We start from the raw sequence: 14,334 nt of genomic DNA on the forward strand, positions 1-14,334 counted from the left end.
CGCGAGCAGGCCGACACGGTGCACGATTCACCCCGGGTGGGGACCGTCAGCGACATCGCCGAACTCGCGTCCTGCTATGCCGAGCCCCCCGACGGGGTGCGCGTCAACATGATCTACAGCGCCGACGGCGCCGCCGTCTTCGGCGGTCGCGCCGGCCCGTTGTCGGGCCAAACCGACCAGCAACTCCTGAAGATCCTGCGCGGATTCGCCGACGTGGTGCTGGTCGGCGCCGGCACCGCGCGCGCCGAGAACTACGGTCCGGTGCAGCTCAGCGACGGTCAACAAGCCGAGCGGCAGCGCGAAGGACGGAGCAAGCCGCCTCCGATCGCCGTGATCAGCAAAACTGGCCGGCTCCCGACCCGGCTCGTCAGCGACCCCAACCATCCACCGCTGTTGGTGACTTGCGCCCAGTCCGCGGCGCGACACAACCGCAGCAGCGATCAACGATGCGGCGTCCTGGTGGCCGGCGAGGACACCGTCGATGTCGCACGCGCGATTGCGCTACTGCGCGCGCATGGACTGTCCCGGGTGCTGTGCGAGGGCGGACCGACACTGCTCGACGAACTCGTGGACGCCGACGTGGTCGCGGAGATCTGTGTCACGCTCGCCCCCAAGCTGGCCGCGAGCCAACCGGTGGGACACCGACGGCAGCCGTCGCGACTGCCGCTGCCGGCCGCGTTGCGGCTCGAGCACGCCCTGGCCCACGACGACTACCTTTTTTTGAAGTATCGCCGCTGACCGCGGGGCGCCGAGGAGTTAGGGCCGCGGATATCCCCGTCGCACCGTGCGGTCGAGAATGCCCAGCGTCGCCCGCAGTGCCCCTTCGGAGATCACCGGGAAAATCCCGGCTTCCCGCCACTTCGGGTCGATGTTCGACCAGTCGTAAAACGAGGTGACCACGGTGCCCGCCGCTTCCTCGGTCGGCTCCAGCTGGAAGCCGTAGATGTGGCCGATCTGGGGGCGCAGCTGACCGAGAACCGTCCACGAGATCAGTCGGTCCTGGTCGAACTCGGTGATCTCGACGGTGACGTCGTACTTGCCGAGTTGCGGGTAGTCGTTGAGCGCCTCACGGTCCATGTGCACGACGAAGCTCTCGCCGGCCGCGGTCACCGGACCGCCGTCGGCGTCCTGCAGCATTCCCGTGGAGTCGATCGCGACATGACCTTGCGGGTCGCACAGCACCCGGAAGATGTCGGGCGCCGGCGCCGCAATGGTGCGCTGAATCTCAATGCGTTCGGTCATGCGTCCTCCCAGCCAACGTTGATGGGTCGGGAGGTTACTTTACGACGCTCACGCCGGTCGATGTCCGAAAGCGGTGCCCCGCAACGGCTGCCTCGCGGTCCCGCGACGCCGCTGCTGTGCTGCTGCAATGGCGCCGGCGACGGTGCTGTGTCACGGTGGATTGATGTGGCGGCGCAATTCCCGAATGCATGCCCGGGCCTATTCTCCGTCTCGGCCTGCGACGGGCCAGTCCGGGGCGTGCTCCCGGTTTCGCTGTGGTGACACGAGTTCAAACGATCGTCGAATTGCCTGTGCGACATCACCTTGCGCACCCCGTCGTCCACTTTCGCGCGGTTCCCGAGGAGGACCATCGGCCAAGTGAACAATTCAGACGACGATGACGGCTACCGCAACATCGCGGTGAACCGGCTGCGGCCCAACGAACTTCGCTGGGCGCTCAACCACGATTCCGTTCATGGCATTGCGTACGCGTTCAAAAATCCCGTCGCGGTCGCCGACTCCAGCGACGACCCCGACGACGACCGCATGACCTACTTGGTGCGGATCAAGCGCGACCACCTGGCCGCGGCGCTGGGAAACATCAACGAATGGATCGTCAAGAATCCCGGGAAGGCCGGGATTCACGCGTATGGGTTCCTCCGGGCGCTGTCCAGGGAGGGCCTCAGCGAACGCCGGACCGGTGACGAGGAACGCCGCTGATACTCGGCTGCTGAAAGCGCTTTTCGGCCGCGCGACCGCACGCTATCGAATTAGCCGGCATTCTCTCTATTCACCGTGCCTGCGGTGGGCCCAAACTATTAGCCTGATGCCTGGCAAAGAGGAGTCGGCGATGGGTGACACCGCGGGTTCGCGGGAGGGCTCGCAGTTCGGGCCGTATCTACTGCGACGGCTGGTGGGTCGCGGCGGGATGGGCGACGTCTACGAGGCCGAGGACACCGTCCGGGAACGGGTCGTGGCGCTCAAGCTGATGTCCCAGACGCTGTCCAGCGATCCGGTCTTCCGCGCCCGGATGCAACGCGAGGCCCGCACCGCGGGACGGCTGCAGGAGCCCCATGTCGTGCCGATTCACGATTTCGGTGAGATCGACGGCCAACTCTATGTGGACATGCGCCTGATCGACGGTCGCGACGTCGCCACCATCTTGAGCCGGTACGGACCGCTGAAACCGCCGCGGGCGGTGGCGATCGTGCGCCAGATCGGCTCCGCACTCGACGCCGCCCACGCGGCGGGCATTACGCATCGCGACGTCAAACCGGAGAACATCCTGGTCAGCGGGGACGACTTCGCCTATCTGGTGGATTTCGGGATCGCCAGCGCGACCTCCGACGAGAAACTGACCCAGTTCGGCACCACGGTGGGCACCTTCAAGTACATGGCGCCGGAACGGTTCAGCGACTCCGACGTCACCTACCGGGCCGACATCTACGCCCTGACCTGCGTCCTCTACGAGTGCCTGACCGGATCTCCGCCCTACCAGGGTGATCAGGTCAGTGTGATGAGCGCGCACCTGCACCAGTCGATCCCGCGGCCCAGCGCCGCTCGGCCGGGCATCCCGGCGGCCTTCGACCAGGTAATCGCGCGCGGCATGGCCAAAGATCCGCTGGACCGCTATCCCACCTGCGGCGATCTGTCCGCCGCCGCGTACGCCGCGCTGGCCACCCCGGATCAGGACCGGGCGTCCGATATTTTGCAGCGCAGCCAGGTCGCCGAACTACCGACCGCGTACGCGAGTCAGGCGCCGCTGGGTTTCGCGTCCACTCCACCCGCCATGGCGAACCAGACGCCGGGCTGGCCCCCATCGGCGACCGGGATCCCGGCTCCGCCAAGCGGACTGCTCCCACAACCGACGGGATGGCCCGGCGCTGCCGGCTGGGGCGATCCCTCCAGCGTCGGCACGGCGTGGGCCCAGCCGCCCGCACCCCGGCGCGCAAGCAAAGCGTGGCTGTGGGTCGGCCTTGCGGGCATCGTCGTGGTAGCGCTGGTAGGCGCCGTTCTGGTGGTCGCCCAGCCCTGGCGGCCGTCGGGACCGTCCTCGTCCAAACCGCCAACCACCCCCGACGGGGTCGAGCTCCGCGTACTCGAGGACGGTGTGCTGGTGGGCAGCACCGCGGCACCGGTCACGATCGACATCTTCAACGAACCCATGTGCCCGCCGTGCGGCAGCTTCATCCGGTCCAATGCGGGCGACATCGAAACCGCGGTGCACAACCAGAAACTCGCGGTGCGCTATCACCTGCTGAACTTCCTCGACGACAAGTCGCACAGCAAGAACTACTCCACTCGCGCGGTGGCGGCCACGTACTGCGTGGCGGCCCAGAACGACCCGAAGCTCTACATGAGCTTCTACTCGGGGATCTTCGCCAGCGCCTTCCAGCCGCAAGAAGGCGCGCCCGAAGACCGAACCGACGGCGAGCTGGCGCAACTGGCCAAAACCGTCGGTGTCGACGCCGACGTGATCAACTGCATCAAAGCCGGCGACGACATGGCCACCGCCAAGGCCAAAGCCGAGGCCGGAGACACGACGCTGGCCGGGTTCAATGCCTCTGGGACACCGTTCGTTTGGGACGGCAACAAGTCGATCAACTACCAAGACGCGACCTGGCTGACCAAGCTGCTCGGGTGAGCATCAGGAACGGACCGGATCGGCGCCGTTGACTGCCGACAGCGCTTGGCGCACGTCAGCCGGCACCGACGTGTACACGGCGAAGAGGTCGTAAATCCCTTCTTGCCTATCGCATTCGATCACCTTCACGAACGCCTGCTGGCCGGCAACCTCGAGCACGAGGTCGTCAAACGGACAGACGGTCACTTCGGTGCGAATGCGAAGCGCTTCCTCACCGCTGGCGATCACCTCGGCGGCATGCTGTTCGCCGATGATCTTGTCCTTGACGATCGCAATGCCAATCGGTTTGGGCACCGCAAGACTGCTCAGGACCCGGTTGGCGCTGGGCAGCTGGAGGTCGTACTCACCGGCCAGGCCTCTGACGTCGTGGACGGTCACCGGATCCTTGAAGCCCTTCGCACGGATCTGAAAAGAACCCAAAGTGCTTGCGATACCGCTGATCTCGCGATATGTCCAATCGGAGACCAGAACCTGGCCGCCGACGGTGTGTGCCTCGATACGGGCGACCAGGTTGACCGTCCTGCCGACGGCGGTGTACTTCTGCCGTCGGCGCGAGCCGATGGTGCCGACCACGACCTCCCCGGTATGCACGCCGATCCCCAGCGCCAGTTCGGGCAGCCCCTGTTCGCGATGGCCCACGTTGAGATCGTGCATCGCGAGCTGCAATTCGAGTGCGGCGACGACGGCGTGCTCGGCGGCGTTGTCGTCGGTGATGGGTGCCCCGAAGAAGACGAGCAGGCCGTCGCCGAGGATTTCGTTGATCGTGCCGTTGCGGCGAAACATGACGTCGGTCGCGCGCTCGAGGAAGCCGTTGAGCACCTGGACCACCTGCTCCGGCGGTAGAACCTCGGACAAGGCGGTGAACCCGCGAATGTCGGCCATCAGCACCGTGAGGGTGAGTCGCTCACTGCTGAGGTTTCCTTCCGGGCGCGCCAGTAGCCGCGCCTTGACCTCTTCGGAGACATAGCGGCCGAAGATCTCCTCGACACGGCGCTTCTGTTCGGTCAGTTCCTTCGCCTGTCGCCGCGCGTCTTCGCCGGCTTGCAGCTCGCGCACAATCGTGACGGCCTTGGAGATCGTGGTCCGGAGGTCGGCCACATCGAGCGGCTTTACTTGAAAGTCGAAGGCCCCCCGCATCATTGCCGCGCGCACATTCTCCAGGTCGTTGTAGGCGGTAAGCACTATGGTCTTAAGCGGACGGCGCAGCTTGGTCACCTCGGTGAGCAATTCCAGGCCGTTCATCTGCGGCATGTTCAAGTCGGTGATCAAGACCTCGAGGTCCGGGCTCGCATCCACCAGCTTCAGGGCGTGCACCGGATCCGTGGTGAAGATCAGGTCGTACTCGCCGCGCTGCAACTCCTTGCGGAAGCGGCCCTTGAACAGCGCCCCGACGTCTTCTTCGTCATCGACGACCAGAAGCCGCACCGGCTGCTCAGTCTCTGGCACAGCGGCCCCAATCATCTACGCATCAATTACGTTGCCAACGTGTTGGTTTGGTGTTTGTTCACCAGGCGGTCATGCAGTGTGCACCTTCATCGCGTTGCCCGCGTCGGCTGAGGTTCTCGCGTATCGTAACCGACACGTACTCGCACCGAGTGCGATTCCCGGGCGTCAGAAGCTATCTCGCGGTTGAACGCAAGGTTACAATCCGGCTTCGCCCGCGGCGGAACGGTCGGCGATTCACTGCCGCAACGGAATTCGGGCGAGCATGTTTCTCGTCGTTGCCGCGCATCGGCGCCGACGATGTCCCTACACTGCGCATACACACGAACACCGATGAGGCAGCGTGGAACAAGACAGCGATCCCCCGAACGTTCGGCGGCCTTGGCCGACAAACAGGGTCTTCTGGAACCTCGCCGTGGCGATGATCGGCTTCGGGATGCTCGTCGCCGTGGTCGGACGAATCTCTCTTCTCGGGCTGGGAATTGATCGTCACGAAGCGTTTCGCCCGGAGCCCGTCTTCATCAGCATCACGGCCGGGTTGTTGATCGGCCTGTTGAACTATCTGATCGTCAGCCGGGTGGTGCGCCACCGTTTGCACGTCGTCACGACTCGCCTGATGGCGGCACAACGCGAAATCGCGGCGAGCGTGGGCGCCGATGACTGGGAGCCGCTGACGATGCGGTACGGGCTGCCCGTGTACAGCGACGACGAATTCGGCCGGACGGCCGCATCGTTCAACTACCTGCTGAGTTCGCTTGATTCCAGCCAACTGGCCGAACGCGAGCTGCGCCAGAGCCTGGTCGAACAGGCCAAGCTCGCCGCAATGGGAACGCTGACCGCCGGCGTCGCGCACGAGACGAAGAACCCGTTGAACTTCGTCAAGAATTTCGCGGAGCTGAACCTCGAGCTCTGCGATGAGCTGCGCGAACTCGTCACCGAGGACGGCGAAGAGCTGGTCTCAGACATCGGGGCCAACACGACCAAAATCGTTCACCACGCCGACCGGGCCCTCGCGGTGATGGCGACGATGCTCCAGGTCGGCCGATCGCATGCCGGCGACGCACAACCATGTCATCTCAATGCGATCGTCGAGCAGAGCGCCGGGCTCGCCGAGCATTCGTGGCGGGCCAGCCACCAGGGCGCGCGCTGCGCGATCCAGATCAGCCTGGATGACGACGACCCGATCGTGCGCGGCTTCGAGGGTGACCTCGTGCAGGTGATGATCAATCTCGTGATGAACGGGCTCGAGGCCGCGTCGACGGACGCCGACCGGGTTGGCGAGGTGCATATCACGGTGCAGCACGAGGAGCATTGGACGACGGTCGTCGTGACGGACAACGGGCCGGGCGTCGACCCCGAGACCCTGCCCCGCATCTTCGAGCCCTTCTTCACCACCAAGTACCGCAGCGGTGGCACCGGCCTTGGTCTTTCCATCAGCAAGAACATCGTCGACAACCGGCATCACGGCGAGCTGTCCGCGAGCAACGTGCCCGGGGCCGGCGCCCGGTTCGTAGTAAAACTCCCGCTGGAGGCGGTGGCGGCCAAGGCCGCCACACCCGCCTAGAGCGCTTGCGACCCAATCCATTTCACGCCGACAGGGGGAAAAGCCGATGAACGGAACCGACACCGCGGTCGCCGGCAAGGCGACGCATGTGCTCGTCGTCGACGACGAAGCCGACGTCGTGACGCTGTTTCGGCAGCGGTTTCGTCGTGAACTGCGCTCGGGGCAGGTCATCATGCAGTTCGCCGACACCGGGCGCGCGGCCCTCGAGGTGCTCGAGATGGTCGACCCCGACGTCATCCTGATCTTCAGTGACATCGAGATGCCGGAGATGAACGGCCTCGAATTGCTCGAACACGTCCGAGACAAGTGGCCGCACGTCAGCATCTACCTCGCGACCGCGTACGACAGCCCGAACTACACCCAGCGTGCGGCCGCGCTCGGCGCCCACGGCTACTTCACCAAGCCGCTGGACTTCTCGGCGCTGCGTCAGATCATGTTCGCGACTTGAGGATGGGTGTTGGCGCCGACCAGGTGTGGCTGCGCCTCCAGCACGGCCCGGGTGGCGAGCCGTCCGGCCTCCACGGCGGCATCGATCTTCTTGAAGTCCAGCGGACCGATCGTTGAGATATCCGGTTCGATGATGGCCGCGATCCGCGGCAGCGCGCGCAGGTCGCCGGTGGAGGCCGCCAGGTCGACGGTGCGCAGCAGCGTCTCCTGCAGCGGCGGCAGGGCGATGTCGGTCCCGGTGAGTAGGCGCCGGACAAATCCGGGCGGCTGAACGATTGCGGGCAACAAACCAAAACCCTTGGACGGCGAAAACTTTCGCCGCAAGTCGACACAGATGACCTCACCGTCGCAGTCGGCGCACATCACATCGGCGGGAAGGTTGTTCAGCAGACCCCCGTCGATCAGCAGGCGCTCGCCGTGCTGCACCGGCGGAATGAGACCCGGAATCGAGATCGACGCGCGCACCGCGAGCGTCAGCGATCCGCGACGATGGACGATCTGTTCACCGGTGATCATGTCCGCCGAGACCGAGAAGAATCCCTTCGGCAGATGCTCGATCACGCTGCCGCCGAAAAAGTCCTCGAGCAACCGCTCGATGCGGGTCCCTCGGGTCAGCGCGATCGCGGGGACCGTGTAATCACCGAGCGGGCTGGTGTTTCCGACAAAGCGGTAGGCCGCGTCCGTCGCCTCGTCCGCGGTCATTCCCTGTGCGAAGGCCGCGGCGGCGATGGCACCGGCACTCGTGCCGCCGAAGCGGTCGATGACGATGCCCGCCCGGGTGAGTTCTTCGTAAACGCCGAAGTGTGCGAGTCCCCGAGCGCCGCCACCCGCCAGCACGAGTCCGTAGGACCGGCCGGCGATCCTGCGAGCCATCGCAGCGATTCCGTCGTCGTCGCCGCGATGGTGCGACACCGGGTCCAGCAGATCCCACCAACTGGTATCCGGCTCGGTCAGCGCGATCAGGTGGACCGGCCCCTGGGCATTGAGCTGATCGAGCCCGTCCGGCGGCTGGGCCTGGTCGACCAGCATCACGAGCCGATCGCTTTGCGCCACAACGTATCGCTGCCACAACTCGCCCGAGTCCCCGTCGGCCACCACCAACACCCAATCGTGGCTGCGCTCGGCGCGGTCGAGGATCTCGGCGAACGCCTCGACGAGTTCGGCGTGCGCCGTGATCTCGGCGGTTTTCTCGGCGGGCGGCGCGACCACGGCGATCGATCCGTATCCGCCCAGCCACGTCGCGATCGCATCAACGAACGGTGCCGCCGCCGTATATCCGGTCGAGACGATGCCGATGACGCGCGGCGCCGAGGAGATATTCGCGGACCGGGAGTCGCGCAGCATCCCGGCCATCGCCTTGACCATCGCCAGCTGCAGTTGCGGAGTGTTGGCAAGCACCTCGCTGAAGGTCTCGCCGGCGATCCGCCAGACCACGCCGTCACGAAGCGCCTGGACGCCGGCCGAACGAACCGACCCGGAGATCACACCGAGGTCCCCGATGGAGTCGCCGGACGCCATCTCCCGGATGACCTGCCCATCGGCACCGACGGCCGCGAACCGTCCTGAGTCGATCACGTATATGGCGTCGGATGGCTCACCTAAACGAAAAAGCCATTCGTATGCCGGGATATGCAGCCGGTCCACGGCGCTCGCCAGGTCGTTGAGTTGTTTCGCGTCGATGTCGGCGAGTATCGGCACATTCCGCAGTGCCTTTCGCGCGTCGGCGACTCGCCACTCCCGCCGAGTACTCATCTAATGGCCGGTACGGCGATGGCGCCCGGCGAACGGGCGGCCCAGGTGGCCGCAAACGGGATTGCTGCACGCATGCTCTTCCTCCCCGGCGCTCCAAAAGGATTGAGGTGTCGGTCAGCAGTTTATCTGCCGACCGACGCGCCTTTCGAAATCCCGCCAGCTCTCGGGCGAACCGATCCCCCGTTTGCCGTCGTCAGCGCGGCGGACGCAACGAGTATTCGGTCGTCAATACTACGGTGACCGCCCCACGCTCGAATCCTTTTGGCGCAGAATCCAACCCGGCGTCAGGAACGGAACGCATGAAGGCTCAATTCGGGCGCGGGCAAACGTCATCCTTGATTAACCGGCGATTTACCCATAATTTCGCTTCTGTAGGCCATTTCCAGAATTTCAAACTCCCCGGGGTGGTTTCCGGTAATGTCCGCACCGTCACCAATCACCGGTACGAAGGACAGCCGTGAGTTCGAAGGACCAGCGAGTCGACGTGGTCGCGGCGATCCTCATCACCGGGAAAGGCAGCTCATGGGTGACGACTGGCGAACTGGCGCCCTACCCCGGCTGATGACGGCGTGTCATGAGACCGCAGCGACGTCGTGACTGCGGAGGAACATTGGCACCAACCGACTTTCAGGTGAGCGGACTGACACGGCGGGCAGCGAGGCAATGATGACGTCGTCTATGGGGATGCCAAACCGGGAGCCTGGCACCCCGCTGGCCTACCTCGAATTGCGCGACGGCGGCACCGAGCACAGCGTGCCGATCATCGATCAGCTGTTCATCGGTCGGGAATGCGCCGGGATCAGCGAGTCACGCCGGCTGGTGATCCGCGACCCCGAGATTTCCCGGACTCATCTGGAAATCCGCTTGGATGCCGTCGCCGATCAGGCTTTCGTGATCGACACGAGCACCAACGGCACACTGCTCAACGGGATGCGGCTGGAGCGAGCCGTTCCGCGGCCGATCCAGCCCGGTGACGAGATCCGGATCGCCGACGTGGCACTCATCTTCCGCTCGCAGCGATTCACCGCCGTCGACGCCGGGATCGCCCCTGGCCTGACCCGGACCCGAATCAGCCAGGCCGCCATGGTGATGGTGGTCGGCGACATCATCAATTACTCGACGATCTCCGAAGTGACCGAAGAAGAGGTCATCGCGCAAAGCCTGCACACGCTGTGGCACGAGGTGGGAGGTGTGCTGCACGCCCATCACGGCACGCTGAACCACTACGCCGGCGACGCGATATTCGCGATCTGGGAGGCGAACAGGTTCCCGGATGCCGCCGAGCGCGCGATCGATTTCTCGCTTGCCGCCAACCGGCTGGTCGGAGAGCTAGGACCACGACTACCGTTGCGCAGCCCGGACGGCTCGCCGATCCGCATGGGTTGGGGCGTGGTGGTCGGCCGGGTCGCGCTGGCGGCGATGACGAGATCGGTGGAGGCGGTGATCGGCGACTCGACCAATGTGGCGTTCCGGTTGGCCGGCCTCGCCGGACGGCAAGGGCGCGCGTCGGTGATGGTGACCAGCGGAGTGCGGCGGACTGTCGAGAGTCACTTCACGTGGGGGGAAGGCGAAGAGGTCGAGCTCAAGGGCCGAAGCGGGAAAGAGACGGTATTTCCCGTTCTCGGCCGCGGGCAGGCCAGCGGGTCGACGACTCTTCCGGGGAGAAACGCTGCGGGGGATCCGGGCGGTGGTCCCGAATCCACTGCGGAAATGCCCATCCGAAAAGCCGACTGAGCCGCCCGCCGGCTTCACCCCAGGGGTCAATGATGGATCTCGGAACGTCCCATGTGCAGGGCCAATCGAAAGCCGCCGACGCGACGACAACGGGTAACGGTGCAGCCAAACGCAATACGGCCGTAACGCGTCAGGACAACCAGGCGCTCACGGGCACGCTCAGCGTGCGCCGCCAGCCGTCGTCGACGGCGGTGCTGTTGGTCGCGGCGTTCGGGGCCTTCCTCGCGTTCCTCGACTCGACGATCGTCAACGTCGCGTTCCCGAACATCCAGCAGTCCTTCCCCACCTACCCCATCGGCAGCCTGTCCTGGGTCCTCAACGCCTACAACATCGTGTTTGCGGCCTTCCTGGTGGCGGCGGGCAAACTCGCCGACTTGCTCGGGCGCAAGCGGATGTTCATCTGGGGTGTCGTGCTGTTCACGGGCGCCTCGTGGCTGTGCGCGCTGGCCGCCACCGTCGAGCAATTGGTCGCCTACCGGATCCTGCAGGGCGTCGGGGCGGCGCTGCTGGTACCGGCGTCCCTCGCTCTGGTCGTCGAGGGCTTCGAGGTTGCGCGCCGCGCCCACGGCGTGGGGTTGTGGGGAGCCGCGGCGGCCATCGCGTCGGGCCTGGGTCCGCCGATCGGCGGGGCGATCGTGCAGGTGTCCGATTGGCGCTGGGCGTTTTTGGTGAACGTGCCACTCGGTGTCGTCGCGGTGGTGGTGGCCCGACGCGAGCTGGTGGAGAGCCGTTCGCCCGGACAGCGACGACTGCCCGATCTGCGCGGGGCGGTGCTGCTCGCGGCCGCGCTGGGCTTGCTGACACTCGGCTTGATCAAGGGCCCGGACTGGGGTTGGTCCAGCACCGGCACGATCGGGTCGTTCGTGGCCGCGGCCGTCGCCCTGGTCGGGTTCGTGATCAGCTCCCGACACCACCCGTCGCCGCTGATCGAGCCCGCTTACCTGCGCGTCCAGTCCTTCGTCGCGGGCAACGCCCTGACCATCGTCGCGGGCGCGGGGTTCTACGGCTACCTCCTGACGCACGTGCTGTTCCTGAACTACGTGTGGGGATACAACCTGCTCAAGACGGGCCTCGCGGTCGCCCCCGCGGCGCTCGTCGCGGCCGTCGTCGCGGCGCGGCTGGGCAAGATCGCCGACCGGCGCGGACACCGCGCAATCATCTTCGTCGGGGCGCTGATCTGGGCCGGCAGCCTGGTCTGGTACTTCCAGCGCGTCGGGACACATCCGAACTTCCTGCGCGAGTGGCTGCCCGGCCAGCTGCTGCAGGGGCTCGGCGTCGGCGCCACGCTGCCGCTGCTCGGCAGCGCCGCCCTGGCCCGGGTACCCAAGGGCGGCAGCTACGCGACCGCGTCGGCGGTGGTCAGCAGCTGCCGCCAACTGGGCGCGGTGATCGGAATCGCGTTACTGGTCGTCCTGATCGGGACGCCGGCACGCGGTGAAGCCGCCGACGCGCTGCGCCGAGGCTGGGTGATGGCGGCCATCTGTTTCGTGGCGGTTGCCATCGGGGCGTTGTTCCTCGGCCGCACCGGTCAGCAGGCCACGGACGACGCCGTGGCTGCCACACCGCCACCGAGACTCGAACCACGTTCGCGCGCAACGGCTGTCGCGCGGCACGAACAAGTGCTCGCGGTCGACCGCAAAGACGACCTCCTGGAGAACCTGCCGCTGTTCGCCGGCCTGGACGCGGACGCTCTCGCCGATCTGCGGCACAGCGCCGAGGAGATCGAACTCACGGCGGGCTCGTATCTGTTCCACGAAGGTGATACGGCCGACTCCCTGTACGTGGTGCGCAATGGCCGCGTTCAAGCGCTGCAGCAGGGCGTCGCGATCCGGGAACTGGGGCGCGGCGACGTGATCGGCGAGCTCGGGTTGCTTACCGGCACACCACGGTCCGCGTCCATCCGGGCCGTACGCGACTCCACCCTGGTACGGCTCACCAAGGCGCAGTTCGACAAGATCGCCGACGTCGGCATGCTCGGTGCGCTGGTGCGCTCGCTGGCCACCCGGCTGCACCAGCTGCCACCGCCGACAACGGCGCACCTGACCACATGCGATGTGGTGGTCGCGATTGTCGGCGTCGACGCCGACGCGCCCGTGACGATGGTGGCCCACGAGTTGGTGCACCTGCTGTCGGGCTACGTCCGCGCGGTGCGGCCGGGCCGCGTCGACCGCGAGGGCCTGGAGCGGGCCGAACGGGCCGCGGACAAGGTCGTGTTGCAGGCGCAGGTCGACGACGCGGAATGGCGAGACTTCTGCCTGCGCGTCGCCGATCGGATCGTGCTCGTCTCCGGAAATCCGGCGCCGCCTGCCGATCCGCTGCCCGAACGCGCAATCGGCGCGGACCTGCTGCTGGCCGGTCCGCCCGCCAGCCGGGAGCACCGGCGCGCCTGGGAAGAACTGATCACGCCGCGGTCGGTACTGACGTTGCACGCCTCCGGTTCGGCCGAGGACCTGCGGCCGCTCGCCGCGCGCATCGTCGGGCGTTCGATCGGTTTGGTACTGGGCGGCGGGGGTGCGCGGGCGTTCGCCCATCTCGGTGTGCTCGAGGAGCTGGAAGCCGCCGGGGTCGTCGTCGACCGCTTCGCCGGCACCAGCATGGGCGCGATCGTCGCGGCGCTGGCGGCCAGCGGCTTGGACGCGGCGGGCGTCGACGCCTACGTGTACGAGTACTTCATCCGCACCAATCCGATCCGCGACTACACCGTGCCGATCAAGGGATTGACACGCGGGCGGCGCATTCCGGCGCTGCTGCGTCGCGCCTACGGCGAGCGGCTGGTCGAGGAACTGCCCAAGGAGTTCCGGTGCGTGAGCGTCGACCTGCTGGGCCGGCGCACCGTCGTGCATCGCCGGGGCCCGGTTGCCGACGCCGTGGGGTGTTCGTTGCGCCTGCCCGGCATCTTCCCGCCCTACGTCTATGGCGGCACGCTGCACGTCGACGGAGGGGTGCTCGACAACCTCCCGGTGTCGTCGCTGTCGAGCACCGAGGGCCCGCTGGTCGCGGTCGCGGTCGGTTTCGGCGGCGACGCAACGGCGTCCAGGAGCGAATTCGCCGATCCCCCACGTGTTCCCGGCATCGGTGAAACCCTCATTCGCACGATGATGATGGGCAGCGGGCTGGCCGCCGCCGAGACGCTGGCTCAAGCCGACGTGGTGATCCGGCCCAGCACCCGCGGCGTCGGGCTGCTGGAGTTCCATCAGATCGACGCGGCCCGCGAGGCCGGCCGGGCCGCGGCCCGCGAGGCACTGCCCCAGATCCTTGCGCTCGCACATCGTTGAGCGGCACCGAAAATTGCTGCGACGCAAGCATTTTCGCTTTTCGCTGCGAGTCGCAACCAACGCGTTGCCGGGAGTTCACCAACCGTTCGCATCGGCTGGCCGTGGTGCGCGCGAATAACGGTGACCTGGACGAAAACCCGGGCACAGGTGCGGCTAACGCGATCGCGCATTTGCCACCGCGATGTTGTAGTTTTCGAGCGGTGATATTGGCCGGGGCTTACCGTCATGGTTGCCAGACCGTGAATAGGAGTCAG

The 14,334-nt window shown here is 66.5% G+C and carries 10 protein-coding genes; 7 read left to right on the forward strand and 3 right to left on the reverse strand.

The window, feature by feature from the left end; translation table 11 throughout:
* Positions 1–18 precede the first annotated feature (18 nt).
* Positions 19–738 (forward strand): pyrimidine reductase family protein, encoded by a 720-nt coding sequence (locus AC5Y5O_RS12010; RefSeq protein WP_096291111.1) that lies wholly within the window; start codon positions 19–21, stop codon positions 736–738.
* Positions 739–756: 18 nt separating this feature from the next.
* Here the strand turns inward: AC5Y5O_RS12010 and AC5Y5O_RS12015 are convergent, their stop codons facing one another.
* Positions 757–1,242, reverse strand: a complete 486-nt coding sequence (locus AC5Y5O_RS12015; RefSeq protein WP_096287532.1) for an SRPBCC family protein — start codon at positions 1,240–1,242, stop codon at positions 757–759.
* 357 nt (positions 1,243–1,599) lie between these two features.
* Here AC5Y5O_RS12015 and AC5Y5O_RS12020 point away from each other — a divergent pair, with 357 nt between their 5' ends.
* On the forward strand, positions 1,600–1,941 hold the full coding sequence (locus AC5Y5O_RS12020; protein ID WP_096287530.1) for a hypothetical protein: 342 nt from the start codon (positions 1,600–1,602) through the stop codon (positions 1,939–1,941).
* A gap of 130 nt (positions 1,942–2,071) precedes the next feature.
* Positions 2,072–3,865 carry a serine/threonine protein kinase PknE gene (locus AC5Y5O_RS12025; RefSeq protein WP_096287528.1) on the forward strand — a complete coding sequence of 598 codons (1,794 nt, stop codon included), beginning with the start codon at positions 2,072–2,074 and terminating at the stop codon, positions 3,863–3,865.
* A gap of 3 nt (positions 3,866–3,868) precedes the next feature.
* Here AC5Y5O_RS12025 and AC5Y5O_RS12030 read toward each other — a convergent pair whose 3' ends face one another.
* Entirely contained in the window at positions 3,869–5,311 is a 1,443-nt protein-coding gene (locus AC5Y5O_RS12030; protein ID WP_243394014.1) for an adenylate/guanylate cyclase domain-containing protein, read from the reverse strand.
* Positions 5,312–5,651: 340 nt separating this feature from the next.
* On the opposite strand from AC5Y5O_RS12030, the gene AC5Y5O_RS12035 reads away from it, so the two are divergent.
* Together AC5Y5O_RS12035 and AC5Y5O_RS12040 are read left to right on the forward strand one after the other, a co-directional pair.
* Positions 5,652–6,872 (forward strand): sensor histidine kinase, encoded by a 1,221-nt coding sequence (locus tag AC5Y5O_RS12035; protein WP_133160857.1) that lies wholly within the window; start codon positions 5,652–5,654, stop codon positions 6,870–6,872.
* Between the two features lie 46 nt (positions 6,873–6,918).
* Positions 6,919–7,320: a response regulator transcription factor gene (locus AC5Y5O_RS12040; protein WP_096287522.1), complete on the forward strand. Its 402-nt coding sequence runs from the start codon at positions 6,919–6,921 to the stop codon at positions 7,318–7,320.
* On the opposite strand, the gene AC5Y5O_RS12045 is transcribed toward AC5Y5O_RS12040, so the two are convergent.
* Positions 7,299–9,071, reverse strand: a complete 1,773-nt coding sequence (locus AC5Y5O_RS12045; RefSeq protein ID WP_096287520.1) for a cyclic nucleotide-binding and patatin-like phospholipase domain-containing protein — start codon at positions 9,069–9,071, stop codon at positions 7,299–7,301. The two genes, AC5Y5O_RS12040 and AC5Y5O_RS12045, sit on opposite strands and share 22 nt — an antisense overlap.
* A 666-nt stretch (positions 9,072–9,737) precedes the next feature.
* Here AC5Y5O_RS12045 and AC5Y5O_RS12050 point away from each other — a divergent pair.
* Both AC5Y5O_RS12050 and AC5Y5O_RS12055 read left to right on the forward strand, forming a co-directional pair.
* The gene (locus tag AC5Y5O_RS12050; protein ID WP_500025326.1) at positions 9,738–10,805 is read left to right on the forward strand and encodes an adenylate/guanylate cyclase domain-containing protein; all 1,068 of its coding nucleotides are present in this window, start codon (positions 9,738–9,740) and stop codon (positions 10,803–10,805) included.
* Between the two features lie 32 nt (positions 10,806–10,837).
* Positions 10,838–14,080: an MFS transporter gene (locus AC5Y5O_RS12055; protein WP_500025328.1), complete on the forward strand. Its 3,243-nt coding sequence runs from the start codon at positions 10,838–10,840 to the stop codon at positions 14,078–14,080.
* Positions 14,081–14,334: the final 254 nt, after the last annotated feature.

Source organism: Mycobacterium sp. NGS40 (genome assembly GCF_059812735.1).